Origin of the sequence: Pantoea sp. MBD-2R (assembly GCF_039134845.1) — a bacterium.
GTDB lineage: Bacteria > Pseudomonadota > Gammaproteobacteria > Enterobacterales > Enterobacteriaceae > Erwinia.
Genome location: NZ_CP152417.1, coordinates 2,213,391 through 2,239,083, shown reverse-complemented (window position 1 = coordinate 2,239,083; position 25,693 = coordinate 2,213,391). Strand labels below are relative to the sequence as shown.

Annotated in this window: 23 protein-coding genes and 1 pseudogene; 14 read left to right on the top strand and 10 right to left on the bottom strand. The window is 53.5% G+C overall.

Annotated elements, in window-relative coordinates:
• Positions 1–124 precede the first annotated feature (124 nt).
• Positions 125–1,165: an ABC transporter substrate-binding protein gene (locus AAGQ96_RS10310; RefSeq protein ID WP_174822357.1), complete on the top strand. Its 1,041-nt coding sequence runs from the start codon at positions 125–127 to the stop codon at positions 1,163–1,165.
• A gap of 12 nt (positions 1,166–1,177) precedes the next feature.
• On the top strand, positions 1,178–2,185 hold the full coding sequence (locus AAGQ96_RS10305) for an ABC transporter permease subunit (protein WP_147197766.1): 1,008 nt from the start codon (positions 1,178–1,180) through the stop codon (positions 2,183–2,185).
• Between the two features lie 162 nt (positions 2,186–2,347).
• Here the strand turns inward: AAGQ96_RS10305 and AAGQ96_RS10300 are convergent.
• Positions 2,348–2,559, bottom strand: a pseudogene (locus AAGQ96_RS10300) (IS3 family transposase); the annotation flags it as partial.
• Positions 2,560–2,970: 411 nt separating this feature from the next.
• On the opposite strand from AAGQ96_RS10300, the gene AAGQ96_RS10295 reads away from it, so the two are divergent.
• Complete coding sequence (locus AAGQ96_RS10295; protein WP_342755450.1) at positions 2,971–4,086, top strand: NADH:flavin oxidoreductase; 1,116 nt, start codon at positions 2,971–2,973, stop codon at positions 4,084–4,086.
• 574 nt (positions 4,087–4,660) lie between these two features.
• A complete protein-coding gene (locus tag AAGQ96_RS10290; RefSeq protein WP_147197762.1) occupies positions 4,661–5,041 on the top strand; it encodes a helix-turn-helix domain-containing protein in 381 nt (126 codons plus the stop codon).
• Between the two features lie 282 nt (positions 5,042–5,323).
• On the opposite strand, the gene AAGQ96_RS10285 is transcribed toward AAGQ96_RS10290, so the two are convergent.
• The 4 genes from AAGQ96_RS10285 to AAGQ96_RS10270 form a co-directional block, all read right to left on the bottom strand.
• Positions 5,324–6,136 (bottom strand): MetQ/NlpA family ABC transporter substrate-binding protein, encoded by an 813-nt coding sequence (locus AAGQ96_RS10285; protein ID WP_147197760.1) that lies wholly within the window; start codon positions 6,134–6,136, stop codon positions 5,324–5,326.
• A 14-nt stretch (positions 6,137–6,150) separates the two neighbouring features.
• Complete coding sequence (locus AAGQ96_RS10280; protein WP_147197757.1) at positions 6,151–6,819, bottom strand: methionine ABC transporter permease; 669 nt, start codon at positions 6,817–6,819, stop codon at positions 6,151–6,153.
• Positions 6,816–7,838 carry a methionine ABC transporter ATP-binding protein gene (locus tag AAGQ96_RS10275; protein ID WP_342755449.1) on the bottom strand — a complete coding sequence of 341 codons (1,023 nt, stop codon included), beginning with the start codon at positions 7,836–7,838 and terminating at the stop codon, positions 6,816–6,818. Before AAGQ96_RS10275 ends, AAGQ96_RS10280 begins: the two co-directional genes overlap by 4 nt.
• 284 nt (positions 7,839–8,122) lie before the next feature.
• Positions 8,123–9,082, bottom strand: a complete 960-nt coding sequence (locus AAGQ96_RS10270) for an Rpn family recombination-promoting nuclease/putative transposase (protein WP_342755448.1) — start codon at positions 9,080–9,082, stop codon at positions 8,123–8,125.
• 339 nt (positions 9,083–9,421) lie between these two features.
• Here AAGQ96_RS10270 and AAGQ96_RS10265 point away from each other — a divergent pair, with 339 nt between their 5' ends.
• The 4 genes from AAGQ96_RS10265 to AAGQ96_RS10250 all read left to right on the top strand — a co-directional run bounded on the left by AAGQ96_RS10265 (position 9,422) and on the right by AAGQ96_RS10250 (position 14,931).
• Positions 9,422–10,423, top strand: a complete 1,002-nt coding sequence (locus tag AAGQ96_RS10265; RefSeq protein WP_342755447.1) for an MsnO8 family LLM class oxidoreductase — start codon at positions 9,422–9,424, stop codon at positions 10,421–10,423.
• On the top strand, positions 10,420–10,986 hold the full coding sequence (locus AAGQ96_RS10260; protein ID WP_342755446.1) for a GNAT family N-acetyltransferase: 567 nt from the start codon (positions 10,420–10,422) through the stop codon (positions 10,984–10,986). The genes AAGQ96_RS10265 and AAGQ96_RS10260 overlap by 4 nt, the downstream gene beginning before the upstream one ends.
• On the top strand, positions 10,977–12,302 hold the full coding sequence (locus AAGQ96_RS10255) for an LLM class flavin-dependent oxidoreductase (protein WP_342755549.1): 1,326 nt from the start codon (positions 10,977–10,979) through the stop codon (positions 12,300–12,302). The genes AAGQ96_RS10260 and AAGQ96_RS10255 overlap by 10 nt, the downstream gene beginning before the upstream one ends.
• Before the next feature lie 217 nt (positions 12,303–12,519).
• Positions 12,520–14,931 (top strand): membrane-bound PQQ-dependent dehydrogenase, glucose/quinate/shikimate family, encoded by a 2,412-nt coding sequence (locus tag AAGQ96_RS10250; RefSeq protein WP_168199616.1) that lies wholly within the window; start codon positions 12,520–12,522, stop codon positions 14,929–14,931.
• A gap of 116 nt (positions 14,932–15,047) precedes the next feature.
• Here AAGQ96_RS10250 and AAGQ96_RS10245 read toward each other — a convergent pair whose 3' ends face one another.
• On the bottom strand, positions 15,048–15,281 hold the full coding sequence (locus tag AAGQ96_RS10245; RefSeq protein WP_147197746.1) for a hypothetical protein: 234 nt from the start codon (positions 15,279–15,281) through the stop codon (positions 15,048–15,050).
• Between the two features lie 400 nt (positions 15,282–15,681).
• Positions 15,682–15,852 carry a general stress protein gene (locus AAGQ96_RS10240; protein ID WP_342755445.1) on the bottom strand — a complete coding sequence of 57 codons (171 nt, stop codon included), beginning with the start codon at positions 15,850–15,852 and terminating at the stop codon, positions 15,682–15,684.
• A gap of 617 nt (positions 15,853–16,469) precedes the next feature.
• Here AAGQ96_RS10240 and AAGQ96_RS10235 point away from each other — a divergent pair.
• Together AAGQ96_RS10235 and AAGQ96_RS10230 are read left to right on the top strand one after the other, a co-directional pair.
• Entirely contained in the window at positions 16,470–16,832 is a 363-nt protein-coding gene (locus AAGQ96_RS10235) for a hypothetical protein (RefSeq protein ID WP_342755444.1), read from the top strand.
• 79 nt (positions 16,833–16,911) lie between these two features.
• The gene (locus tag AAGQ96_RS10230; protein WP_147197744.1) at positions 16,912–17,418 is read left to right on the top strand and encodes a CinA family protein; all 507 of its coding nucleotides are present in this window, start codon (positions 16,912–16,914) and stop codon (positions 17,416–17,418) included.
• 14 nt (positions 17,419–17,432) lie between these two features.
• Here AAGQ96_RS10230 and AAGQ96_RS10225 read toward each other — a convergent pair whose 3' ends face one another.
• The 3 genes from AAGQ96_RS10225 to AAGQ96_RS10215 all read right to left on the bottom strand — a co-directional run bounded on the left by AAGQ96_RS10225 (position 17,433) and on the right by AAGQ96_RS10215 (position 19,664).
• Positions 17,433–17,819 carry a NirD/YgiW/YdeI family stress tolerance protein gene (locus AAGQ96_RS10225; protein ID WP_147197742.1) on the bottom strand — a complete coding sequence of 129 codons (387 nt, stop codon included), beginning with the start codon at positions 17,817–17,819 and terminating at the stop codon, positions 17,433–17,435.
• 102 nt (positions 17,820–17,921) lie between these two features.
• Entirely contained in the window at positions 17,922–18,131 is a 210-nt protein-coding gene (locus tag AAGQ96_RS10220; protein WP_147197740.1) for a DUF2767 family protein, read from the bottom strand.
• Positions 18,132–18,350: 219 nt separating this feature from the next.
• Positions 18,351–19,664 carry a CitMHS family transporter gene (locus AAGQ96_RS10215; protein WP_147197738.1) on the bottom strand — a complete coding sequence of 438 codons (1,314 nt, stop codon included), beginning with the start codon at positions 19,662–19,664 and terminating at the stop codon, positions 18,351–18,353.
• 470 nt (positions 19,665–20,134) lie between these two features.
• Here AAGQ96_RS10215 and AAGQ96_RS10210 point away from each other — a divergent pair, with 470 nt between their 5' ends.
• The 4 genes from AAGQ96_RS10210 (at position 20,135) to kdpA (ending at position 25,690) form a co-directional block, all read left to right on the top strand.
• Entirely contained in the window at positions 20,135–21,679 is a 1,545-nt protein-coding gene (locus tag AAGQ96_RS10210) for a methyl-accepting chemotaxis protein (protein ID WP_147197736.1), read from the top strand.
• A 96-nt stretch (positions 21,680–21,775) separates the two neighbouring features.
• Complete coding sequence (locus AAGQ96_RS10205; RefSeq protein WP_342755443.1) at positions 21,776–23,737, top strand: methyl-accepting chemotaxis protein; 1,962 nt, start codon at positions 21,776–21,778, stop codon at positions 23,735–23,737.
• Positions 23,738–23,912: 175 nt separating this feature from the next.
• Entirely contained in the window at positions 23,913–24,002 is a 90-nt protein-coding gene (gene kdpF, locus AAGQ96_RS10200) for a K(+)-transporting ATPase subunit F (RefSeq protein WP_147197732.1), read from the top strand.
• Positions 24,002–25,690 carry a potassium-transporting ATPase subunit KdpA gene (kdpA, locus tag AAGQ96_RS10195; RefSeq protein ID WP_342755442.1) on the top strand — a complete coding sequence of 563 codons (1,689 nt, stop codon included), beginning with the start codon at positions 24,002–24,004 and terminating at the stop codon, positions 25,688–25,690. Before kdpF ends, kdpA begins: the two co-directional genes overlap by 1 nt.
• Positions 25,691–25,693: the final 3 nt, after the last annotated feature.

Genomic DNA, 25,693 nt, shown 5'->3' with positions numbered 1-25,693 from the left:
ACTGGCAAAGTTAACGCTGAAAATGAATAAGTTCAGGCTGGCAAAGTTAATGCGCTATTGTTATTTCAGCGCGACGCCATTCCCGGGGAATATAAGGAATACTTCATTATTCAGGGAATAACCCATGACCGGACTCACCGCATTATCACGCCGTTCTTTTCTGCAAAAAATAAGCTTACTGACTGCCGGGCTGAGTCTGGCCCCGGCGCTGCCGGTCTGGGCGGCAACGGAGGATAAACTGACCACCGTTAAGCTCGCCTGGGGACAGACGGCGGTCTGTCAGGCTCCCATCTCCGTGGCGCTACAGCAGGGCTTTTTTAAAAAATATGGCCTCAATGTCGAGCCGGTAAATTTTAGCGGCCCGACGGATGCTCTGCTTCAGGCTATTGCTACCGGTCAGGCTGATGGCGGCATTGGCATGGCGCTACGCTGGCTCAAGCCGCTGGAACAAGGCTTTGATGTGGATCTGACGGTTGGCACGCACGGTGGCTGTATGCGCCTGCTGGCACCGAAAAATGCGGGGATCAACAGCGTGAAAGATCTGGTGGGCAAAAGCGTGGCCGTTACCGACCAGGCCAGTCCGATCCGCAACTTCTTCGCTATTCAGCTGGCCAAACAGGGAATCGATCCCGATAAGCAGGTCAACTGGGTACAGTATCCTGCCGACCTGTTTGGCGAAGCGCTGCGTAAAGGCGAAGTGCAGGCGCTGGCCACCGACGACCCGCAAGGCTGGCTGATTAAGCACCACGATGGCCTGATTGAAGTCGACAACAACCTGAACGGCGAGTACAAAAACCTGACCTGCTGCGTACTGGGCCTCCGCGGCTCCCTGGTGCGTGACAATCCGCAGGTCGCTCGCGCCATTACTCAGGCGATTGTCGATGCGCAGCAGTGGACTGCCGATCATCCTGCCGAAACGGCAAAAATCTTCGCGCCCTTCGTGCCCGGCCAGGTGCCGATTGAAGACATCACCGCCATGCTCAGCGAGCACACCCATCACCATCACTCTACCGGCGACCAGCTGCGCAAAGAAGTGGCGATTTACGTCAATGAGCTGAAAACCATTAACGTTATTCGTCCCGATACCGATGCCCGGCTGTTTGCCGAACATTACGTGCCGGAACTGCTGCCCGCCTCACATACTCAGCATCACGCAATGGCCTGATAAGGAGACCGCATGTCCAGTGAAACGCTTGACCATCTGAATCCTGCCCGCCAGGAGCAGCCGGTACTGACGCCAACGCTATTGCTGGCAATCGTTGCCTGGTGGGCGTTGGCCGCATTAATGATTGTCTGGCCGGATAAGCAGGTTGGCTTTGCACCGCCGCGCTTTGTAAATGAAACGCATCACCTGTTTGTGTTCTTTGCCAGCGTGCTGTCGGTGGCGGCTTTAGTCAGCAAGGCCGGTCTACGCCTGCTGGCCGATCCGCTGCGCCGTGGCGCGCGCTGGCTGGTGGCGCTGGCCGTGCTGATCGGCATCTGGGAGCTGGTGACGGCAAAACTGGCTCTCCTGCCGCCGCCGTTTTTTGCCCCACCGCGTGCGCTGATTGAAGCTTACGCCACCGACTGGCCGCGCCTTGGCGACAGCGTGCTTAATTCGCTACGGCTGCTGGCGTTGGGTTTTCTGTTCGGCAGCCTGAGCGGTTTTGTTACCGGCGTTGCCATCGGCTGGTCGCGGGGGCTGGGCTACTGGGTGCATCCGGTATTGCGTTTCCTCGGGCCGGTGCCGTCCACGGCGCTGCTGCCGCTGGCGCTCTACTTTTTCCCTTCCAGCTTCTCCGCTGCCATTTTCCTGATTGCTCTGGCAACCTGGTTCCCGGTGACGGTGCTGACCTGGTCGGGCGTGAGCAGCGTGGACAGCCGTTACTATGATGTGGCCCGCACGCTGGGTGCCAGCAACCTCTTTTTAATTCTGCGCGTGGCGGTGCCCGCTTCACTGCCGCACGTTTTTGTCGGGCTGTTTATGGGACTGGGCGCATCGTTCTCGGTGCTGGTCGCCGCTGAAATGATGGGCGTGAAGTCCGGCCTGGGATGGTATTTGCAGTGGGCGCAGGGCTGGGCAGCCTATGCCAATATGTATGGCGCGCTGATTGTGATGGCCGTGCTGTTTTCCTCGGTCATTACGTTATTGTTCAGCGTGCGCGATCGGACGCTGGCCTGGCAGCGTAACGGGGTGAAATGGTAAGGCTGTGACATCACTTATGCGATCGCAATAAAATAAAGTGCTCATTTGCGGATGGGCACTTTTAAATTTTATAAAATGCGGTGCCGGTATATTCAGGTCAATTTCATTCGCCAGCGCTTAGAGCGGTTATAGCCATCCACAACGTTAAAGGTGTGAAAACGCTTCATCGCGCAACATGTCGGGGCGGTAATGATAAACAGTATGGCTCAGAGAAAAAAGCGGCAGGCCTGTCTGACGCTGAGAGAAAAAGTCTGCACTACATGCTTTATCAGCTCCCGCTTTGCTACTGGCTTCAGAGTTTTTTTCAATCACATCTTTCTGATATCGCTGGCCTCCATACCACCGTATTTTGATTTCCAGTTGCAGTGACCTGCCCTCAAGATTAAATACATCCACTATATCGGTTAGTGACCCTGTGACCCGCTCCCCGTATGTGATCCATTCATAATCAAGAATAACCGGCTTCAGTCTGGCTGCATATTCTGGCAACCGGCAGATTTATCGGCGAATTCGGAAGGTCCCATCCAGCCTGGCGCAGAATGCCGCACAGGCCGCTCTATAACGGTAGAAGTATTGTGATTGCCCTCAGGCATGCGGTTTACTTGCATATACCTGGGCGACTCTAAGTGCGTTCTTGTCACCTTAATATATTTCGGATACCGTCAGGGTCTTTCCAGTAAGATCCTTTCAGAGGAGGCTTTGATGACTGTTACCGATGTCCTGTCTCACCCATTCCCTATTGGCGCCACTGAACTGCCGAACCGCACTTTCCAAAGGAGGCTCTGATGACTGCTACCGATGTCCTGTTTCGCCCGTTCCGTATTGGCGCCATGGAGCTGCCAAACCGCATCGTCATGGCACCCATGACCCGCAGCTTCGCAGTGGATGGGATCCCAGGTGCGGCGCATGCGTCGTACTATCGCCGTCGAGCGGAGGGCGGAGTCGGCCTTATCCTCTCCGAAGGTACAGTGATTGATCGCCCAGCGTCACGGAACGACCCGGGCGTCCCATTCTTCCACGGCGACGCGGCACTGGCCGGTTGGAAGGGCGTGATCGATGCGGTTCATGATGGCGGAGCCAGAATGGGCCCGCAGCTTTGGCATACCGGAGCGCTCAAGAGCTTTCTGACGGAGTGGGTGCCGGGTTCGCCCGTCGAAAGCCCGTCTGGATTGGAGGCACCAGGCGTTGAGCGCGGCGTCGCCATGAGCGATGGCGACATTGCCGATACGATCGCCGCCTTTGCCCGCGCCGCCAGTGACGCAAAGCGTCTTGGCTTCGATACCCTTGAGCTACACGGGGCGCACGGCTACCTGTTTGACCAGTTCTTCTGGGCCGCCACCAACCGTCGGAACGACCGCTACGGTGGTGCCACGATCGGCGAGCGTTCGCGCTTTGCCGCAGAGGTCGTCGCGGCAGTTCGGGCGAGCGTCGGCCCCGACTTTCCGATCATCCTGCGCCTCAGCCAGTGGAAAGTGCAGGACTTCACCGCGCGGCTCGCGGAGACGCCCGATCTCATGGCCGACTGGCTGACTCCTTTAGTAGAGGCCGGCGTTGACGTGCTGCACTGCTCGCAGCGCCGATTCTGGGAGCCCGAGTTCCCGGACATCGATGGCGAACACGGCCTGAATTTCGCAGGCTGGGCCAAGAAGCTGACCGGCGCGGCCACGATCAGCGTCGGCTCGGTCGGCCTAACGGGAGACTTTATGGGCGCGTTCGGCGGTGAGGGCTCGTCTGCGGCCAAACTCGACAAACTTGTAGAGCGGATGGAGCGCGATGAGTTCGACCTTATCGCCGTCGGTCGCGCCCTCATCGCCGATCCGGCATGGTCTGAGAAAGTACGAACCGGCAATAGCAGCGCCCTGAAGGACTTTGACGCAGCCTCGCTCGCCAAACTGGTGTAGAAACAGGACGCGCCGTTCACCACCTCGAACCCGGCGTAACGAGATACGGAACAAAGAGGCCCCGGCCTGCCATATCGGAGATCGGGATGATCGTTGCGCCGGGGATTGACCAAATAGTTCGCGAGTTTGGGCTAACCTTACTCGCGGACTTCAATCAAAGCGACCGCCGCTTTGTGTTTCACAGCGATAGCTGCCCTGCCCATTCGTCCGCATAATAGTGGGCCACAGCGAATGCTGAGCCAAAGAGCATCATGACCAATGCGACTTACCTAAAGCGCACCGTACGGCATCAAGCCTGTGAGTAAAAGGGAATGTCGGTTGTCTGAATGCCCGTACCCAAGGCGTGATGAGCACGAGGCAGCATGCCGTTGTTGACGCGAAGAGCCGACAAGCCCTCCGACCAGATGCGTTGCCATGGCACAATCAATGCCGCCACGGCCACCGATCACGACAGCAATGCTTTCTGAAAGCCTGCTCATACGTCCTTCTGTCGCTGGTGACGATGTATGCTATCATTCCGATATCTAATTACAAAAAGGTACCTGAGAGTGCTCAGATATTAAGGCGTATACCCATGTCCAAAGAAGTGCTCGAACTGCCGCTTAATGTCACCGTGACGCGGCCCATCCTCGAACATATTGCCAACAAGTGGACAGTGTTGATCCTGAACGTCCTTTGCATGCAGCCGGTGCGGTTTAACGACCTCAAGCGCCGCCTTGATGGCATCACCCACAAGGCTTTGTCTGAGGCACTGAAGCGTCTGGAGCGCAACGGCCTTGTCAGTCGCAAAGTCCTGCCGACGCAGCCGGTCGGCGTCGAGTACACCATTACCGATCTTGGCTCCTCGCTACGCGAACCCTTTTCTGCCCTGTATAACTGGTCGCTCGCCAACGGCTCCGCGATGGAAAGAGCGCAGCGTGCGTATGACACATCGAGAAAGGATGGAGGGCTGTAAGAGGATATTTACTAGCCAGAGGGGATGGTGCCTTCTTCGCACACTGTGTCCAATTATGCTCTCCTGCGAGGCGGTAGTACCAATGGCCTGGATAGCGTTGCATTGACCCATTGAACTCACAGCCAGAAGCGGGCGTTGCTAACATCAAGATTCACTAATCAATGGGGAGCAGGTCATAACTTCCCGTATAGCATAATCAATACTTCATCTGTGCCACTCAGACATTATTTTTGACATAAAAAAGGCCGGTTTCCCGGCCTTTAATTAACGCAGAAGATTAAATCAGTTATTAACCGGAATAACAGCGCCTTTATATTTGGTGCGGATCCAGTCCTGAATCTGTTTGGAATGCAGCACGGTTACCAGCGCTTTAATATCCGGCTTGTTCTCATCGCCACGATGCACGGTAATAATATTGGCATACGGGTTATTTTCGCCGCTTTCTACCGCGATAGGATCTTTAACCGGATCCAGGCCTGCATCGATAGCGTAGTTAGCGTTAATCACTACCGCGTCGCCTTCATCGTTGTTATACATCTGCGGCAGCAGCGCACCTTCAACGTTTGCCAGGAACTTCAGGTGTTTCGGGTTTTCCACGATGTCGCTGATGCGCGCATCCACTTTACTGACGCCAGGCTTCAGTTTAATCACGCCTTCTTTCTCAAAAATGGTCAGAATACGCCCTTCTTCCGCCACCGCATCACGCATGATCACTTTGCCGTTTTGCGGCAGATCTTTCAGCGACTTGTACTTTTTGGAATAGATGCCGATTGGCTCAATATGGATCGCGCCCGCGCTGACAAAGTCATAGCTTTTATCATCAGCGTGATCTTTCAGCACGCTGTTCAGATAAGGAACGTGCTGGAAATAGTTAGCGTCGATATCACGGCTGGCCAGCGCGGTGTTCGGCAGAATATAGTCCTGGAACGGTTTGATTTCCAGATCGATACCCTGCTTCGCCAGAACAGGTTTAGCCTGCTCGAGAATTTCAGCATGCGGTACGTTAGAAGCGCCGACAGTCAGCGTATCTGCCCACGCGCTCAGACTCAGCGCACCCAGCGTTGCTGCAGCCAGCAGCGTCAGTGTTTTTTTCATTTCATACCCCAAAGTTAGCGTTTATCGAGCCGTGTTGTCAGAACATCACCCAGGAACTGGATAATAAATACGATCACTAAAATCATTACCGTTGCCACCAGCGTTACATCACTGTGGTTACGCTGGAAGCCTTCCAGATAAGCCAGGTTGCCAAGACCACCTGCACCAATCACACCCGCCATGGCGCTATAGCTCACCAAAGCAATCAGCGTGACGGTAATACCGGAAACCAATGCCGGAGAAGATTCCGGCAGCAGCACGCGAAAAATCAGCGTGCTCATCCGCGCTCCCATTGAGCGGGACGCCTCAATAACCCCTTTATCCACTTCACGCAGGCCGATTTCTACCAGACGCGCGTAGAACGGTGCCGCCCCGACAATCAGCGCAGGTAAAGCGGCATCGGCCCCCAAAATGGTACCGATCAGCGTTTTGGTGAACGGGATTAGCAATACAATCAGAATGATAAAAGGAATCGAACGGAAGACGTTTACCAGCACTGAAATCACCGAGTAAACGGCGCGATTCTGAAACAATCCGCCACGCGCGGTTAAAAACAGCGCAAGGCCCAGCAGAATACCCAGAACAAACGTCGCCACGCCGGAGAGCGCGGTCATATACAGCGTTTCACAGGTGGCGGCCCACAGCTGGTCCAGCTTCAAATGAGGAAAGAGTGACTCAATCATTTTGTAACCACCTCGGTAGTAATCGCGTGAGCATGTAAATCTGCGAGGATGCTTTCCAGCTGGCTGTTGCTGGCGGCAACCTGAAGCCAAAGCTCACCTAAATTTCCGTTAGCGGTTTGCGTCATCTTTCCGTGCAGGATGTTAAACGGTAGCGCATATTTCAGCGTCAGTTCGCCGACAATCGGCTGGCGGGTATTCTGACCAACAAAGGTCAGCTTCAGCACGTTGCCCGCGGCGTAGTCAACCAGCGCCGGATTGAACGGCGTATCGGCGCTGCTGTATTCTGTCGTCTGCTTCACAAACTGACGGGTGATCGGCATTTGCGGATGGGTAAAGACTGAAAGCACTTCGCCTTCTTCCACAATCCTCCCCGCTTCCATTACCGCTACGCGGTGACAGATTTTGCGCACCACATGCATTTCATGAGTGATGAGCACAATGGTCAGTTGCAGTTTACGGTTGATGTCCAGCAGCAGATCCAAAATCGCATCCGTGGTTTGCGGATCGAGCGCGGAGGTTGCCTCGTCGCACAGCAGCACTTCCGGGTTATTTGCCAGCGCGCGGGCGATGCCGACACGCTGCTTCTGGCCGCCGCTGAGGTTTGCCGGATAGGTATCCTCTTTCCCGTTCAGACCGACCAGCTCGATAAGTTCTTTGACTCTGGCTTTGATTGCCGCTTTTGGCGCGCCCGCAATTTGCAGCGAAAATGCAATATTTTCGCTGACCGTGCGTGACCACAGCAGGTTAAAGTGCTGGAAAACCATACTGATTTTCAGCCGCGCCGTACGCAGCGCCTCGCCTTTTGCCTGAGCAATATCTTTGCCCGCGATGGTGACGCTGCCGCTGGTCGGCTTTTCCAGCCCGTTGAGCAGACGGATCAGGGTGCTTTTCCCCGCGCCGCTGTAGCCGATAATGCCGTAGATCTGACCCTGGTCGACCTTCAAACTGACATCATCGACCGCCTTGATGGGGCCAGCGCTGCCATGAAAGGTTCTGGAAACGTTGCGCAAAACTATCATTTGTTGCCTGTTTTATTCGTCGAATATTTAGCGAAGCCGCTGGTTAAATGCACTGACTATTTTTAGTACGTTATTGGAAATACTTATAGCCTCCGCGATAGTAGGCAGGCATGGACCTGCTGAAAAAGATTGTAATAGTATGTTATATAACCAAATGGAATAAAGATTCAGAATGACAGGTGGATTACGCTTTGGCAACAGGCGTGGCAGAGGTTTTTGTGGGATATAAGCGGGCGTGAATAATAATTAAACAGAAGACCGGCGAATGACCGGTCTTAATGGCATCAGTGATGGATCTGAGCGAGATCGCCTTCGGTAAGATCGGTTAATTTTAAAATAGTGGCGCGTTCGAGACCGTTTTTCAGCATGGCCTGGGCGATTTTTAACGCTTCTTCTTTGCGTCCTTTTTCGATGCCGCGTTGTTCGCCAAGCTGAATCCCTTTTTCAATCCCTTTTTCGATGCCCGCCTGTTCAAGCTGCTGTGCAATAGTCATCAGTTCATCCTTATGTTGTGGCAGTCGCTGTGCCAGCTCGCGTATGAATATTTTTGCATTTGAAGCTTCACCTGCCTGAATAAGGTAGTTTATCAGCGAAACCAGCTGCTGTCCCGTCAGATATCCGTTGAGAAGCACCTCGGCTAATCGGTTTACCATATCGATCAGATCACGCTGGTAAATATGTTTTTGCAACAGCGTCAACGCCGCCATGCTGCGGTGTGACATAATGTCGTCGTCAGGTATTACGGTGACATCGACCAGCGCAAACGAAGCGGTATATATTTTCTCAGCCAACGCAGGATTATCAAACTCCGCCAGCCAGTTTGTTGAGTACGGATAAGGACTTTGCCTGCCGGTGTAAAATAAAATCGGGATCACCAGAGGCAACTGACTGTATCCGGCATCAAGATGGCGCTGCATAGCAGCGACTGCATAACGCAGAAGTCGAAAGCCCATATGCCGATCGGGCGTGGACTGATGCTCAATAAGGACGTGAATATAGCCGTTCCCCTCCGTCGTTTTTACACTATAAAGTATATCGCTGTAACAGAGGCGTAAGCTTTCCTCCACAAAACTTCCTGACTCCAGCTTCAGCGTATTAAGATCGCAAATGCTTTGTAATTCTGCGGGTAAATGTAGTGCCATAAAGTCTTTAGCAATATCGGGTTGAGTCAGAAACCATTTAAACGCGGAATCGTGTGGCGTACCGCTAAATCCTTTTTGGCGTTTTCCGTTTGTCTTAGCCATCCTCTCTTCCTGTTAGATAAATCCCTTTTTCCGGCAGGATCATATCTGAATGTCCGCATCTTTATAAAATTTAACGACTGATTTGCTAAACATCTTCCAAAATTTAAACGTAAGACGGCGCGCCGTTTTCTGGAATTCTTTTTTGAGCGGGAGCGGCGCGTGCCTGCAATAAATACCGCTTTGCCGAAACGCGACGTTTCACATTCATTATTGTACTTTTACACCACCCGCAACCTGCCCTGATACTGTTATCACTTCTGATCTTCTGCGAATAAATCACACCGTCCGCTGGGCATGCTCTCAGCCACAGGTCAATTAACCTGAATGCAAGGAACACAGATGGGATACCGCTTATCGCTGCTGGAAAAAAGTCCGGTCGACGGCCAGGAAGGCGCTGCCGCCGCCCTGCAAAGAACCCTGGCGCTGGCGCAAAGCGCAGAACGCTGGGGATTTCATCGTTTCTGGCTGAGCGAGCATCATAATAATCCTCAGTTAGCGATTTCCTCTCCCGAGATTACCATTGCCTGGATACTGGCGCAGACCCGTCGCATCCGCGTTGGATCAGGCGGCGTGATGCTGCAACATTACAGTCCGTTTAAAGTGGCGGAGAATTTTAACCAGCTTGCCTCACTGGCTCCCGGCCGCGTCGATCTTGGCGTGGGAAAAGCGCCGGGAGGATTGCCGTTTTCTACCCGGGCGCTACAGCAGGGTATCCCTGGCGCCGATTTTCCTGCACGATTACAGCAGCTAACTGACTGGCTACTCTCGCCAGCGGCGGCGAACGAGCCTGACAGCCCGATCGTCACCCCTGTGCCACCCGAACCTGCCGAACGTTTTCTGCTGGGTGCCAGCGTGGCCACCGCCCGTCTTGCCGCCGAGTCAGGCTGGCAGTTTGTTTTTGCGGCCCAGCTCAACGGCAGCGAGGAGGAGATTTCAAGCGCGATCGGCACCTATCACCGGCTCAGCCACGGACGCAAAGCCCTGCTGGCGGTTCCGGTCGTTGTCGCTGACAGCAAAGAACAGGCGGAAGATCTGTTAGGACCACGCCAGCAGTTTCGCCTCACCGATGCGGAAGGTCATCATGTTAGCGTCGGCAGTCTTGAGCAGGCCGAAGCCTGGATCAGACAATCGGGCGGCGGCCCCCATGATATTGAAGAGCGTCCGTCGCTGGTGCTGACCGGCACAACCGCGCAGGTTCATCGCCAGCTGGCGACCTTGCAGGCCCGCTACGGCATTGATGAATTTGTGATTGATACCCCAATAAGCAACGCTACCGCCCGCCTTGCTTCTCTGGCTGCGCTCGCCTCGGGCTACGATGTGTTGTCAGGAGCGACGCTATGAACCGAATTCGACTTGCCCGCGAGGATGAGGCGCCTCAGTTGCATGCCCTGTTGCAGCGGGCCTACGCCAGCCTGCTCAAACATAATATTCACTTCACTATTACCCGGGCCAGCGTGGAGGACGTGCTTGCGGTCATCCGCCGTGAATCCACTTTCGTGCTGGAAACTGAACGCGGGCTGACAGCGACAATAACGGTGCGCATGCCCTGGCTGGCAGCGGAAAACGATCCCGCCCGCTGGCCCTTTATTCACTGGTTCGCGGTCGATGAAACGGCAAAAGCTCAGGGTTATGGCAGCCAGATTATCCGCTATGCCGAAGAGGATTTTCTGCGTGACACGCTGAAGTCCCCAGCTGTTTATCTGGCGACGGCAATTCGCCATCCGTGGCTGACTTCGCTGTATGAACAGCGCGGCTACCAGCCGTTTCACTATCGGGTGAATCCGCTGGGCGTGGAACTCGTTTATATGAAAAAAGATTTCAAGCTGGCGGTAAATTCCTTTACGCCTTCACAGCCCTCCCCAGACCTCTGCGTCAAACGGGCCCGCTCCGGAGGATTAGCATGAGCAGACAGTTGCATTTAGGGGCAATTATTCAGGGCGCGTCAGGAAATATGTCTGCCTGGCGCCATCCGGATGCCGTGGCAGACGCAAGCATCAACGTACAGTTTTGCCAGCAGCTGGCGCGCAAGGCTGAACAGGGCAAGTTCGATCTGTTATTTGTTGCCGACGGACTGTATATCACTGAAAAATCGATTCCACATTTTCTTAATCGTTTTGAACCCATTACGTTACTCTCGGCGCTGTCGCTGGTGACGAAGCATATTGGTCTGGTCGCCACCCTTTCCACTTCTTACAGCGAGCCGTTTACCGTCGCCCGCCAGTTTGCCAGCCTCGATCACCTGAGCGGAGGACGCGCAGGCTGGAACGTGGTGACCTCGCCTTTAGAAGGGTCGGCAAAAAACTTTTCACGCCTGGTGCATCCTGAGCATGATGAGCGCTATCGCATCGCTGCCGAATTTGTCACGGTGGTGAAAGGACTCTGGGATTCGTGGGAAGGCGACGCTTTTATACGTAACAAGCAGACGGGGCAGTTTTTTGCGCCAGAAAAAATGCATACGCTCAATCATCAGGGTGACTATTACCACGTACAGGGGCCACTGAACGTGGGCAGAACGCCGCAGGGCCGCCCAATTGTGTTTCAGGCAGGCGCCTCCGATCGGGGGAAAGCTTTTGCTGCTCAGGCGGCGGATGCAATCTATACTCGCCAGGAAACGCCCGAGCTGGCTAAAGCTTATGCTGATGATGTGCGCCGTCAGCGCGTGGCCAACGGCGGAAAACCTGAAAGTATTTTACTGTTTCAGGGGATTAGCGTCATTATTGGCGAGAGTCTGGAAGAGGCAGAGCGCCGCTATCAGCAGACCGCGCAGCTGGTGACGCTTGAGCAGGCGCTGGACTATTTAGGGCGCTATTTCGAACATCATGATTTCAGTCAGTACGATCCTGAAGCCCCGTTCCCGGATATCGGCGATTTAGGCAGCAATAGCTTCCGCAGCACCACGGATACAATCAAGAAACAGGCGGCAGAGCGGTCGTTGACGCTGCGTCAGGTCGCGCTTGAAGCCGCTACACCCCGTCCTACTTTCCTTGGTACCGCAAAGGATGTGGCGGACGGGCTGGCGCACTGGTTTACCACTGGCGCAGCCGATGGATTTATTGTGCGAGGCGGAACACCCACCTCGTTTGATGACTTTGTCGACCAGGTCGTGCCGATTTTGCAACAGCGCGGGCTGTATCGTACAGAATACGCAGGCGCAACCTTGCGTGAAAACCTTGGGCTGGCGGAACCGGAAAATCAGTTTGTCGCGAAACAAGGTGAATAACATCAAGACTCATCCGCTCCTCAGGCTAAGTGCAATGAGTGAGGAGCGATGTTTACACCCGACGCCGCCAGTAAGATTTTGAGACAATAATCTTTCGCCCTAATCCTTTGTTATAGAAGCTGTTTAAATTATCCGCATGGATAACTTCGTCATTCTCCCTCGCCCGCCGTCACGCCTTATATCCTTGATTCACCCCTAACTTAATGATTAACACATCATGCTGAAGAAATTATTTACGTTCTCTTCTCTCACCGGGATTGTCGTCGGGCTGTTCGGACTGGCGTTTCTGCTGCTGGGAGGTTGGCTGGCGGCGCTTGGTGGCAGCCCATGGTATTTGTTGTTTGGTGCTGGCTTTTTGCTGAGCGGCATATTGATTGTCCGGCGTCAGGCTGCCGGGATTTGGCTCTATTTGCTTTCATTTATTGTTTGCCTGATCTGGTCACTGTGGGAGGTCGGTCTCGATGGCTGGCAGTTAATGCCACGTCTTTTTGCACTGGCCGTACTGGGCGTCTGGTGCAGCATGCCGTGGGTGACTCGCCCAGTCATGGCGGCACAGGGCCAACACCGGGTCGGTACGCTGGCAGGCGTGGTCTACATCGTAACCCTTGCAGGCATATTTTACGCGGGCTGGCACATAACCGGCCAGCGGTTTGTGCACCGGGAATCGTTGCCCGCTGCCGGGTCTCAGAATAGCGACGCAAGCGATCGAAATAACGACTGGCAACATTATGGTCGTACTGCCGCAGGTCAGCGCTTTTCTCCCCTTACGCAAATTACGCCAGCAAACGTCAGCCAGCTGCAACCTGCGTGGACGTTTCATACCGGTGACAATCTGCGCAAAGGAGAAGATAAAGCCGGACGAGAGTTTAATTTCGAAGTCACTCCTGTCAAGGTGAACGACACGCTTTATATTTGTACCCCGCACCGTGAAGTGATCGCTCTCGATGCCACAACCGGGCATACACGATGGAAATTTGATCCCAAAGCCGATACTTCAGCCAATGAATATCTGGCCTGCCGTGGCGTGGCATACAGTAAAACCGTGGATGACCGCATCTGCCCGGAAAAAATTATTACCACCACCAGCGATGCGCGGATGGTCGCGCTGAATGCACAAACGGGGCAACCCTGTCCCTCTTTTGGTCAAAACGGCTTTGTCAGCCTGACCGACCATTTGGGCGAGGTGCCACCCGGCTTCCACTTCATCACGTCACAACCGATGGTCATGGAGGGGCGCATTGTGCTTGGCGGCTGGATTTATGATAACCAATCCACCGGAGAGCCGTCCGGCGTGGTGCGTGCTTACGATGTTAACAGCGGCCAGCTTGACTGGGCCTGGGATATGGGCCGAACGCCGCAGAACGCGCCGTTAAAACCTGGCGAAGTTTACACCCGCGGTACGCCCAACGGCTGGGGAACCTATACCGCCGATGAAAAACTGGGGTTAATCTATATTCCATTAGGAAACGCGACGCCAGATTATTACGGCGCCCACCGGCGTTCTTTTGATGAGAAATATTCCAGTTCGCTGGTGGCGTTGGATATCCATACCGGTGAAGAGCGCTGGCATTTCCAGACGGTCCATCATGACGTATGGGATTTTGATCTCCCCGTTGGTCCAACGTTGGTCGATTTACCCGGAAAAAACGGCGATACCGTTCCGGCACTGGTGCAAACAACTAAAATGGGCAAGCTGTTCCTGCTGGATCGCCGCACCGGTAAGCCCTTAGCGCAGGTCAATGAAAAACCCGTGCCGACATCGCCATCCTTACCTGGAGAACGTCTTTCTCCTACTCAACCCGATCCAGCAGGCATGCCCGAGCTTTCACCACCCGATCTGAAAGAAACCGATATGTGGGGAGCAACGCCTGTCGATCAGCTTATCTGTCGCATTCAGTTTCATCGTTATCGCTACCAGGGCCAATACACGCCGCCCGCAGAAGGTACCTCAATCGCCTATCCTGCTTTTGATGGCGTGATGGACTGGTATGGCGGTTCGGTTGACCCGCAACGGCATCTGTTAATTGCTAATACCAGTTACATTCCGTTCACCATGCAGATGATGAAAGCGGACGAAGCGGTAAAAGAAGGCCTGATGAAAAACTGGGCTGGCTGGGGCAGCAAGCAATCCTATCCCAAACCAAAAGAGTTCGCCGTAGGACCAGAGTACGGTACACCCTGGGCGGCGGTGGTAAAACCCTGGCTAACCGCGCTGGGTGCGCCGTGTAGCGCACCGCCCTGGGGTAAGCTGGTTGCCATTGATCTCAACACCCGTAAAATTGCCTGGGAAAGACCAGCCGGCACAACTCGCGATATGAACATTTTTGGGACCCATACCAACGCCCCGCTACCCACCGGAATCTTTATGATGGGCGGCAACATTATTACCCGCAGTGGGCTGATTTTTATGGCGGCGACAGCGGATAACTATCTGCGAGCCTTTGATGAAGAGAGCGGACAAGAGCTGTGGCGCGCCCGCCTGCCGGCAGGCGGACAAGCAACGCCAATGACCTATATCGGCGACGATGGCAGGCAATACGTGGTTATTGCGGCAGGGGGGCACGGCGGACTGGGCACCACCACTGGTGATGCATTGGTAGCCTACGCTCTCCCTGCCCGGGGGAACTGAAGCGGATTTAGCGCAAAAAAATGCCCCCATTAAGGGGGCTGAAATTCGTTACAGTGAAATCTCACTACAGGATTAGTCCACGCTTTTGGCGGAAAGTTCATTGAATTCTATAAAATTTATTCTTCTGCACGGTCTGTACCGCCGGGCGTTCTTTTTGCCCGCTTCAACATCTCCACGTGTCGGGAGAAATCCTCATGCACTTCCTGGCTGTTCAGATTAACGGAGGCGCAGCCATCTTCATCAATCAGGATCCGCTCTCCATCATCTTTCGCTTCCTGCACATCATTTCGCGACATCGCGTTGAGTAACCTTTCAGGGCTGGCAAAAAGGCTTTTAATCATTTTAAGCATGCGCAAATTCTCTTCCTGACAGAGAGGTCGGTATAACCACCCTCCTTCTCTGCCTCTAACCTACAATCCGGGAGGTGCCCCGGCTCAAGTTCCATAATGTTTTAAAGTATACAAAGTTTTTATCTAAGCGCAGCGGCAAATTATTCTGAAACTGCATTATCAGCGTTATCTTATTGCAGGCGGAATGCATCACGCGATGCATTTACAATAACCTGTCGAAATAATAACGCTAATGTAAATAGAGAAAGAGATTATTGAGCCTGCCACTATCTCATAAGGAAAGATGCTCACAAGGAAAGATGTTGCGTATGAATCAAAGAAGTTTTTTCAGAAAACAGAAAACCACCACCCCATTACAGAACGGGGCGGCGGATGCCTTTGAGGCTATTTCAGCTAGCGCTTAGCTTTTGCGGCTTTTTTCTCCGCCTTTTTTACCGGCTTCAGACGCTTTTTCACGGTCATATTTAAAGTTACCGCTACCGCTGCTGTTCTGACCGCCTTTTTTTCCTGCCTCAGATGCTTTTTCACGATCTTCGGAGAAATTTCCTGCATTACCACGATGCTGAGTCATACAAATGTCCTCTTCGTGTTAAAAGAATGCCCACTAACCTTTCCGGGTTTTCACCCTGAAAATCTGAGAAATACAGAAGTTATTTAATAGTGGGCGTCTCGCGTTATTAAATTTAGCAGCAGACAACATAATTGCAAGGAAACGGCAGAACAAAATTACAAAAATATCTTTTTTCTCTATCTCTATGATTAACATGAATATTAAAAATTACAGATATTGTTATTATTTTAATTTTAAAAAATAATTTTATTCCTGACTTCTAAATATCATTTTCTGGTGCTTTCAATAAGATGACGGCGGCCCTACCGCCAAAAACCTTTCGTTGCCTTCCCCTGACAGGCACCCTACAGTGACAGCTTGCGATGGTCCTGTGCTGAAATTATGAGCGCATTCCTAAAAGCGTCAAAAGCTGCATAAAAAACTGGACTTAAATTACCAATTTTTACATTATCCCTACAAGCTGTACGGCAGTTCTTAACTGGAAGATACAGCATGCTTCACTTTACTCTTTACCGGTTGCATCCGGCTTATACAGGGAAAAACGACGCTGGTTCAGCCAGGCAGATTTTATCTGCGGCTGCCAAACCTTAAACTGTGCATATTCATTGCGGTGAAGCATGGAAAAACAGCATTTTTTTACCCTACTCAACAAATGGTCCCGGATCCGCTTTACGGACGTATTCCTGGTCAAACCTATGGTGTTCGAACTGACCTCGCCTCGCTTCGAACTTTATGTACGCGATCAATCCGATCCCCCCTCATGGTTGCTTATCCGTAATTTCAGTACCAACGAGAATCGGGAACTTCTTCTTGCGCGGTATTCGCGCTGGCTGGAAGAATTCCACCATCCATCAGTGATTGAGGACCATTCTCGATTACATGAACCGCTAATTAACGAAACGCCTTTTACCGAAAGCTGGCTCCCTCTTTCCAATATCGATTCCAAATCAAAGGCGGTAATGATCGTCAGTAATGTTTAACTTGCCTGCTGGCGCGGAGGAATGTCGGTTAACTTTATCTATACTTCTGAAGCGGAGTATTAGCTAACAGAGGAATAATATGGATAAAGAATTGATAATGGCAGCCGAAGCGCTGGGCGAAGCGTTGAAAAAGGCGGGCGTAAAGCTGGCTACTGCGGAATCCTGTACCGCCGGGCTGGTCAGTTCCGCAATGGGTGCCGCCAGCGACAGCAGTACTTTTTTCACCAGCGGCTTTGTCACCTATACCGATAGCGCCAAACACCGTCTCCTGAACGTCAGTGAAAATACATTGCGGGTAAATACCGCCGTGAGCGAAGCCACCGTGCGGGAAATGGCGGAGGGCGCGAAGGCCGTCTCTGGTGAAGCCGTTAGCCTGGCGGTAAGCGGCTATGCCGGACCTGACGGTGGGGAAGACGGTACCCCGGCGGGGACAATCTGGTTTGGTTGGTGTTTGCCTGACGAACAGGTGTGTAGCACAGTAAGATACATTGCCGGGGATGCGGGAACCGTGGTGCATGAAGCCGCCCTTTTCTCTCTTCAGCATCTCACTCAACTGCTTGCCGAAGCGCGCCAGGCGACTTCCTGACTCTGGAGCGGGCCTTAAGGCTCGCCGAGTTGCTTCACCAGCACATGCGTCTGTTTACCTTTGCCTTTAACAAATCCACTAACGCGGACTAAATCTTTCGAATCGTATTTCTTGCCGCCCCACGCCGATTTTGGAATGGTCAGGTTAATCGCGCCGGACTTGTCCTGAAAATCGTAGGTATCACCACCGGTTTTTTTGATGATGTTTCCTTCCAGCGTCACCCACGCCCCGTCGCGCAGTGAGCGGATTTGCGTGATTTTGGTCTCTGCCGTATCTTCAGAGCCTTTATAGCCGGCGTCCTGTTTGTGCGGCGGCGGCGGCGCTTCGCCCGCCTTGAATCCACCTTCGTCGGCCATTGCGCCAAAACTTAACAGTATTGCCAGGGTCAGAATCTTTTTCATTTTCTCTCCTTAAAGGATCAGGCTGTCCACTTCTGTTTTTTCACTCTTCAAGCCTGGCAGAAATAGCCTGTTTTAGTGGCGGACTGGTGAAAAAAAACGAAATTAATCGGGCTTGATCAGTCGGATAGCATGCTCCAGCACCTTTTGCTCGTCGCGGTCCGCATCTTCACGTTCGTGTCGCGTTTTTTTCAGCAGTTGGGTCAGCACATCACGCTGCGTGTTAAAACCGTTTTCCGACAGCACGATCACCGCATCACCAATTACCCGGCAAACCTCGTCATAATACTCTTCACTCAGTGCGTCACGCTTCATCGCCTTTCTCCTTTACCGTTACTGCGATAAATACTTTCAGGTGTATAGACTCAAAAAGTATTGGTCGGCAAAGGTTATCCCGCAATTTACCCGTAAGGAATGTCACCCTTTGATGTGACGCAGATCACATTAACTTGTTCACAAAGAGAGAATTCTGCGTGCCCGGACAGTAGCCCGCCCGGATGCCAGCCTGCCTTCCCAGGCAGGCCAGCTGTGCCGCTATCGGTTATAGAACGGGAATGCGCCGAACAGTAATCCGCCTGCCAGCAGCGCCATACTGACCAGAATCCCCCATTTGATGGAGAAACGCTGATGATCGCCAATATCTACTTTCGCCAGCCCTACCAGCAAATAGACTGAGGGTACCAGCGGGCTGAGCAGGTGAAACGGCTGGCCAATAATCGACGCGCGGGCAATCTCCTCTGCGGAAATCCCATAACCCGCAGCCGTCTGGGCGATCACCGGCAGAATGCCAAAGTAGAAGGCATCGTTAGACATAAAGAAGGTAAATGGCAGACTGACCAGCGCGGTAAACACTGCCAGATAAGGTCCAAAGCTGTGGGGGATCACCGCCAGCAGGCTTTTTGCCATCGCATCGACCATGCCGGTTCCTGAGAGAATACCGGTGAAAATACCGGCGGCAAATATCAGCGAAGTCACCGCCAGCACGTTGCCCGCATGCGCGCTGATACGGGCTTTCTGCTGTTCCAGCGAGGGATAGTTCAGCATCACCGCAATGGCAAAGGCGAGCATAAACAGGATCTGGATCGGCATCAGCCCCGTGACCAACAGCACTAATAATGCGGTGGTGAGGATAAAGTTAGGCCAGAACATTTTCGGACGGCGATTGGCTTCACACTCTTTAGCATCCCCCAGCCCCAGCTCAATTTCATCCAGATGCTGATTACTGATGCTAATTACCCCCAGGCGCTTGCGCTCACGCAGACCAAAAAGAACGGCCATGCCGACCAGCGTCACACAGGCGATAAACATCGCTGGCAGCATCGGAATAAAAATGTCCAGCGCATCAATGCGTAAGGCAGCCGCCGCACGGGCTGTCGGGCCGCCCCAGGGAGACAGATTCATAATACCGCTGGCCAGATTCACCAGACAGGTCATTGCCAGCACGTTCATGCCCAGCTTGCGATAGAGCGGCAGAAAAGCCGCCACCGCAATCATATAGGTGGTCGAGCTGTCGCCATCCAGCGAGACCAGCAGCGTAAGAATAGCGGTTCCCACCAGCACTTTCAGCGGATCGCCGCGCACCAGTTTCAGGATAAAGCGAACCAGCGGATCAAACAGGCCAGCGTCAATCATCAGGCCGAAATAGAGAATGGAAAAGGTTAACATCACCCCTGTCGGCGCCAGGGCTTTGACGCCGTTCAGCATCATCTCACCCAATCCCTGGTAATAGCCAAACACCAGCGCAAAGGTGGTCGGCACGATAATCAACGCAATCAACGCCGACATCCGTTTGCTCATGATTAGATACATGAAGCAGGTCACCATCGAAAAACCGAGTATGGTCAACACGATATTTACTCCCGTTACAATTCGGCATTCGCCTTCTGTCGGTGGCGGCCATAGCGAAAAGTTATCTAATTGTTGTTAACGCAGGTTACTAATTAATTAAAATATTTCAGATTAAAATGCTAACCCGTTGTTTTAGTTCCAACCGGCTGAATAAAGTTAATACCAGGCTTATAAAATTTGACATTTATTTAACAACAAACAGTGATAGCGATCGGCTTTCCGGCACGCTGACAGAAATTATTGTGATTGAGATCGTCCCGACGCACACCGCTCAAAATCATCCCCTTGCGGGCATTCATAGCAAAAGACTTATCGCTCGCTATTCACTAATGCGCCATCTGATAAGCATTTCTGATTTAGTTCTTCCACATAACGCGCGGCTTAAGCGAGGTGAAGTTACCGCCAGAACTAAATCTTTTCCCCGGAATGCCGATACTCACTGCATCATAGTCCCTGTTAAGGATGTTCAGATGTCGCTTAAAAAGTCTTCACTATTGGTTTTATCTTTCTTATTTATCATTTTTTTCGCCAGTATGATCGCCAACGTCTGGCTGCTGACGCGCAGTAACCAGTCGCTGGATGCGGTGAATAAAGAGATTCGCGTCGTACTGTCGATCATCGATCCCATTAACCACAGCCGTACATTACGGGTGCGCGTAATGGAATATATGAAAACGATGGAGGATGGCAACCTACAGTCTAAGCCGACGATGGACGGGCTGAATGAGGTGATGGGCAAAGCGGATAAGGCTTTCCAGGCCTATCTCGCCGCGCCAAAACTGGCAAATGAAGCTGCCCTGGCCGATGCCTATCGCAATACCTATCTGGCCTATCGTCAGCAGGGTATCGACCCCATGATTGAAGCCGCACGCGCTAACGATCAGCAGCGTTTTAAAAACCAGATTGCGACGGTCGTGCGCCTGGATCGGGCGTATGAAATCCAGCTGGATCAGGTGCTGGCGCTGCATGAGCAATATGCGAAACGGTTGAATGCTGAAGCACAGAGCCACTTTGTCTTCGGGATTGGCCTGATTATCGCCTTCAGCGTGCTGTTTTTGGTGGTGATCGCCGCCGTGCTGATGTTCCTGAAGCGTTATGTGCTTAACCCGCTGGACAGCGCCAAAACCCATTGCAGCCAGATTTCTGAAGGGATTCTGGACACGCCGGTGCCGGTGAAAGCCTCTTCACGCAGCGAAATTCAGGATTTGATGCGCACCATGGAACAGATGCGTCGCTCTCTGACTGAAATCATCAGCCAGGTTCGTAGCTCCACGCAGACGGTATCCAGTGCCTCGCAGGAAATTGCGGCAGGTAACGTTGACCTTGCCTCGCGTACTGAACAACAGGCTGCTGCCCTGACGCAAACGGCCGCCAGCATGGAAGAGCTGGGCGCAACGGTAAAACAGAACACCGAAAACGTTTTTGAAGCCAGCCGTTTAACCAGCGAAGCGGTGAAAAATGCCAAAACCGGCGAGAAAGTGTCGCAGGAAGTGATTGTCACCATGGGGCTGATTAACAGCAGTTCGAAAAAGATTGAAGACATTACCGGCGTTATCAACAGTATCGCTTTCCAGACCAACATTCTGGCACTGAACGCGGCGGTTGAAGCAGCGCGTGCAGGTGAGCAGGGCCGCGGCTTTGCCGTTGTCGCTGGCGAAGTACGCAATCTTGCGCAACGCAGCGCGGTTGCGGCAAAAGAAATTGAAAGCCTGATTGCCGAATCCGTCGCCAACATTAAAGCCGGTTCCGATCAGGTTTCCAGAACTGGCGATGCGATTGGCGCAATTATCGCATCAGTCAGCCAGGTCGATGTCTTGATGGATCATATTTCCACCGCGTCCGATGAGCAAAGCCGCGGAATCAGCCAGATTGAACAGGCTGTGACGGAAATGGACAGCGTCACCCAGCAAAACTCGGCGCTGGTGCAGGAATCTGCCGCCGCGTCCGCCTCGCTGGAAGAACAGGTGCTGCATTTAACCCACTCCGTTTCTACTTTCCGCCTGGCAGACGCCTGAGTCCGACCCACGCTCCCGTGAAGACGGGAGCGTGATGATTAAAACAAGAAAACCCTATTGTAAGGGGTAAACAGCCATTTTTTTTAAGAGAACACCATGAGTAAATTAACTGATTTCTGCAATGTGTTGCTGCCGAAGAGGCTCAACCCCACGGCTGCCCGTCCAGTCAGTAAAACCTATGACTGTCGGGCATTGCCTACGTCATTTAACCAGCTGGGCGCGGGATCCGGTTCCGGCCTGTTGATGGTTTTTGTCCCACCAGAAGCGGATTTTGCCAAAGTGAACGCGGCCTGGCAGAAAATGAGCCAGCCCGGACGTACCGTGCTGGTGCTTTCCTCTACCGGTGCGCTTTGCGCGCAAAAAGGCAAATCCACCTACTGCGCCACTAATGGGCCGCAGGGAAGCTGGATGTGGCTGCCGAATCAGGTGGTTGCCGGGCATGAAGTCCATACCGTTGATCTTAAAATGCCGGCGACAGCCAACGTCACCGAGCGTATCGCCAGCATCCGTGCGCAGCTCGACCGTTTGCAGGTCAATATGTCGCTTTCTGCCGAGCAGACCTTTGCGATGATCTACTGCGATGGCCTCTCCTCTTCAGAAGGCTTCCTGATGCAGGCCTGGTATGACAGCGGCCGCTTCCCCTGCCTGGCGATTGGCGGTTCTGCCGGAGGCCGTACTGACTTTGCCGGCACCTGGATTGCGACTAATCAGCAGATCCTGCAAAACAAAGCGGTCATCGTGTTTTGCAAAATGGCCAAAGGGAAATCTTTTGCGCCTTTTAAAAGCCAGAACTTCCAGCCGACATCACAAAGCTGGCTGGTGGCAGAAGCCGATCCGGTGGCGCGTACCGTCACGTCGCTGTTCGATGCTAAAGGACGCCAGCAGCCTGTCGTTCAGGTGTTGTGCGACTATCTGAAGTGTCAGCCTGCGCAACTCGAAGAGAAGCTAAAAGGAAAAACCTTTGGCGTAAAAGTGGCCGATGAATATTTTATTCGTTCAGTGGCAAAAATTGAGCCGGGCAGCCTGTCGTTTTTCTGCGATCTGGAATTCGGCGATCGCCTCTATCTGCTCGAAGCCTATGATTTTGTCTCGGCGACCAAACGTGACTGGGAAAAATTTGTTGCCAGCTGGGGCAAACCGGTCGGCCTGTTGCTGAACGACTGTTTGCTGCGCCGCCTGAATAACCCGGAAAGCCTGCCTTCTGCTGAGCTGTTTGAGGGAATACCGGCGGCGGGCTTCTCCAGCTTCGGTGAAATCTTTGGCGTGCCGATTAACCAGACGCTCTCCGCCCTCGCCTTTTACGACCATGACGTAAAGGCGATGACGCGCTTTCCCATTGAATATGCCGACTACGCCGGTCATTACGCCCAGCGATCGCTGCGCCGCTGGGAAGCCTTACATACGCTGCAAACTGACGTTATTGAGAAAGTCATTAACTACCAGCAGGAAATTAGTCCGGTGATTAAAACCTTCCCGCTGCTGGAACAGGCAACCAATCGCCAGAGCGCTGCGCTGGACATTGCCGGCGTAAATATCGGCGCTATTGGTGATGCCGCCACGGTAACGCTGGAAGCGCAGGACGAGCTGGGATCGGAAATCGGCGAGCTGGAAAAAATATCAATGGGGATCACCCAGATCACCAGCGGGATCAGTACGATTGCCGATCAGACTAACCTGCTGGCGCTGAATGCCGCTGTGGAAGCGGCGCGTGCCGGTGCGGCGGGCCGTGGATTTGCGGTAGTAGCAGAAGAGGTGCGCCGCCTGGCTCGTTCATCAAAAGAACAGGCAGATGCCACGCGTAGCAGCATCAACGAAACGGTAGCGACGATCGCCCGTATTCGTAAAACCGCCTCGAAAACGGTTGCCACGACCGAAGATATGGCGCTGAAGAGTGAGTCAGCACGCGGACAAATCAGTACGCTCAGCGAGCAAAATGCCGCTGAACGTCAGGGTATGGCCGAAAACATCGATCGCCTGAAAAATGCCGCCGACGGGATGGATGCGATGCATAAAGCCGTGGCGCAGCTGACCGTGTTGCAGGATTTGGTGCGCTCGTGATGTAAACCGGTTCAGAGGTAAGCACGTGAATTAAGCCCCGCTTTTATGGCGGGGCTTAATTTTTTCAGCACGATTTTATACTTTTTTTACACCGCACCCCGCCGTTTATACGCCATTTTTGCATCCTAATTTTTACACTCTCGCCATATCGTTATAACGCTTAGGGAGATGAAAAATGGGTGCAGGCGTAATTGCCGGCGTGGTGCTGGTGCTACTGTTACTGGGTTATTTAGTCTATGCCCTGATTAACGCGGAGGCCTTCTGATGGCACTCCCGGGCTTTTTACTGATCGCCAGCTATATGCTGGTTTTGCTGTTACTGGCAAAACCGCTGGGACGCCTGCTGGCAAAGCTGATCGCAGGCGAGCCGCTGCCGTGGATCGGGCGCGTAGAAACGGTGCTCTGGCGCGCCACTGGCCATGAAGAAATGAACTGGCAGCGCTATCTGCTGGCGATTTTACTGTTTAATGGGCTGGGCTTTTTGCTGCTGCTGGCTCTGCTGATGCTGCAAGGCGATTTGCCGCTGAATCCGCAGCACCTGCCCGGCCTGAGCTGGGATTTGGCGCTGAATACCGCCGTGAGTTTTGTGACCAATACCGACTGGCAGGCGTATGCGGGCGAAACCACCCTCAGTTATTTCAGCCAGATGGTCGGCCTGACCGTGCAAAACTTCCTCTCCGCAGCCAGCGGGATGGCGGTGGCGTTTGCGTTGATCCGCGCTTTTACCCGTCAACAAACCTCGCTGCTCGGCAATGCCTGGCAGGATCTGATTCGCATTACGCTGTGGGTGCTGCTGCCGCTGTCGCTGATTATCACTCTGCTGTTTATCCAGCAGGGCGCACTGCAAAATTTCAATGAATATCAGCCATTTGTCACTGTAGAAGGTGCAAAACAGCTGATGCCTATGGGGCCGGTCGCCTCGCAGGAAGCGATTAAGCTGCTCGGCACCAACGGCGGCGGTTTCTTTAACGCGAACTCAGCCCATCCGTTCGAAAATCCCACGGCGTTGAGTAACGCCATTCAGATGCTGGCGATACTGCTGATCCCGGCCGCGCTCTGTTTTGCCTTTGGTGAAGCCGTTGGCGATGCCCGTCAGGGGCGAGGCATTCTCTGGACCATGGCGCTGATTTTTGTCGCCGCCGTGGCGGTAGTCATGTGGTGTGAAACCCAGGGCAACCCTCACTTCAGCGCGCTGGGCGCTACCAGCAATCTCAATATGGAAGGCAAAGAGAGCCGTTTTGGCATCCTGCCCAGTGCGCTTTTCGCGGTGGTGACCACCGCGGCCTCCTGCGGCGCGGTGAACGCCATGCATGATTCCTTTACCGCGCTGGGCGGCATGATACCGATGTGGCTGATGCAGATCGGCGAGGTGGTGTTTGGCGGCGTAGGCTCTGGATTCTACGGCATGCTGCTGTTTGTGCTGCTGGCGGTATTTATTGCCGGTTTAATGATTGGTCGAACGCCCGAATATCTTGGCAAAAAGATTGATGTACGCGAGATGAAAATGACCGCAATGGCGATTCTGGTCACGCCCGCGCTGGTGCTCACCGGCACCGCGCTGGCACTGATGACCGATGCCGGACGCGCTGCGATTTTCAACCCCGGCAACCACGGTTTTAGCGAAGTGCTTTACGCATTATCGTCGGCGGCCAACAACAACGGCAGCGCCTTTGCCGGGCTGGCCGCCAACTCGCCTTTCTGGAATCTGCTGTTAGCCGTTTGCATGCTGCTGGGCCGTTTTCTGGTTATCGTTCCGGTCATGGCGATCGCCGGGTCGCTGGTAGAGAAAAAAACGCAGCCCGCCACTCAGGGCACGCTGCCGACGTACGGCGCATTGTTTATCGGCCTGCTGGCGGGAACCGTGCTGATGGTCGGCGCGCTGACCTTTATCCCAGCCCTGGCTCTAGGCCCGGTTGCGGAACACCTTTCCCTGACCCGCATCTTTACGGAGTAATCT

Bases quoted from the DNA above. Each gene is read 5' to 3' on its own strand.
- AAGQ96_RS10265 (WP_342755447.1), top strand. From the start codon at position 9,422: ATGGGATACCGCTTATCGCTGCTGGAAAAAAGTCCGGTCGACGGCCAG.
- AAGQ96_RS10310 (WP_174822357.1), top strand. From the start codon at position 125: ATGACCGGACTCACCGCATTATCACGCCGTTCTTTTCTGCAAAAAATA.
- AAGQ96_RS10285 (WP_147197760.1), bottom strand. From the start codon at position 6,136: ATGAAAAAAACACTGACGCTGCTGGCTGCAGCAACGCTGGGTGCGCTG.
- AAGQ96_RS10260 (WP_342755446.1), top strand. From the start codon at position 10,420: ATGAACCGAATTCGACTTGCCCGCGAGGATGAGGCGCCTCAGTTGCAT.
- AAGQ96_RS10220 (WP_147197740.1), bottom strand. From the start codon at position 18,131: ATGAAGCGTGACGCACTGAGTGAAGAGTATTATGACGAGGTTTGCCGG.
- AAGQ96_RS10230 (WP_147197744.1), top strand. From the start codon at position 16,912: ATGGATAAAGAATTGATAATGGCAGCCGAAGCGCTGGGCGAAGCGTTG.
- AAGQ96_RS10240 (WP_342755445.1), bottom strand. From the start codon at position 15,852: ATGACTCAGCATCGTGGTAATGCAGGAAATTTCTCCGAAGATCGTGAA.
- AAGQ96_RS10280 (WP_147197757.1), bottom strand. From the start codon at position 6,819: ATGATTGAGTCACTCTTTCCTCATTTGAAGCTGGACCAGCTGTGGGCC.
- kdpF (WP_147197732.1), top strand. From the start codon at position 23,913: ATGGGTGCAGGCGTAATTGCCGGCGTGGTGCTGGTGCTACTGTTACTG.
- AAGQ96_RS10235 (WP_342755444.1), top strand. From the start codon at position 16,470: ATGGAAAAACAGCATTTTTTTACCCTACTCAACAAATGGTCCCGGATC.
- AAGQ96_RS10295 (WP_342755450.1), top strand. From the start codon at position 2,971: ATGACTGCTACCGATGTCCTGTTTCGCCCGTTCCGTATTGGCGCCATG.
- AAGQ96_RS10290 (WP_147197762.1), top strand. From the start codon at position 4,661: ATGTCCAAAGAAGTGCTCGAACTGCCGCTTAATGTCACCGTGACGCGG.
- AAGQ96_RS10275 (WP_342755449.1), bottom strand. From the start codon at position 7,838: ATGATAGTTTTGCGCAACGTTTCCAGAACCTTTCATGGCAGCGCTGGC.
- kdpA (WP_342755442.1), top strand. From the start codon at position 24,002: ATGGCACTCCCGGGCTTTTTACTGATCGCCAGCTATATGCTGGTTTTG.
- AAGQ96_RS10270 (WP_342755448.1), bottom strand. From the start codon at position 9,082: ATGGCTAAGACAAACGGAAAACGCCAAAAAGGATTTAGCGGTACGCCA.
- AAGQ96_RS10305 (WP_147197766.1), top strand. From the start codon at position 1,178: ATGTCCAGTGAAACGCTTGACCATCTGAATCCTGCCCGCCAGGAGCAG.
- AAGQ96_RS10245 (WP_147197746.1), bottom strand. From the start codon at position 15,281: ATGCTTAAAATGATTAAAAGCCTTTTTGCCAGCCCTGAAAGGTTACTC.
- AAGQ96_RS10205 (WP_342755443.1), top strand. From the start codon at position 21,776: ATGAGTAAATTAACTGATTTCTGCAATGTGTTGCTGCCGAAGAGGCTC.
- AAGQ96_RS10250 (WP_168199616.1), top strand. From the start codon at position 12,520: ATGCTGAAGAAATTATTTACGTTCTCTTCTCTCACCGGGATTGTCGTC.
- AAGQ96_RS10210 (WP_147197736.1), top strand. From the start codon at position 20,135: ATGTCGCTTAAAAAGTCTTCACTATTGGTTTTATCTTTCTTATTTATC.
- AAGQ96_RS10225 (WP_147197742.1), bottom strand. From the start codon at position 17,819: ATGAAAAAGATTCTGACCCTGGCAATACTGTTAAGTTTTGGCGCAATG.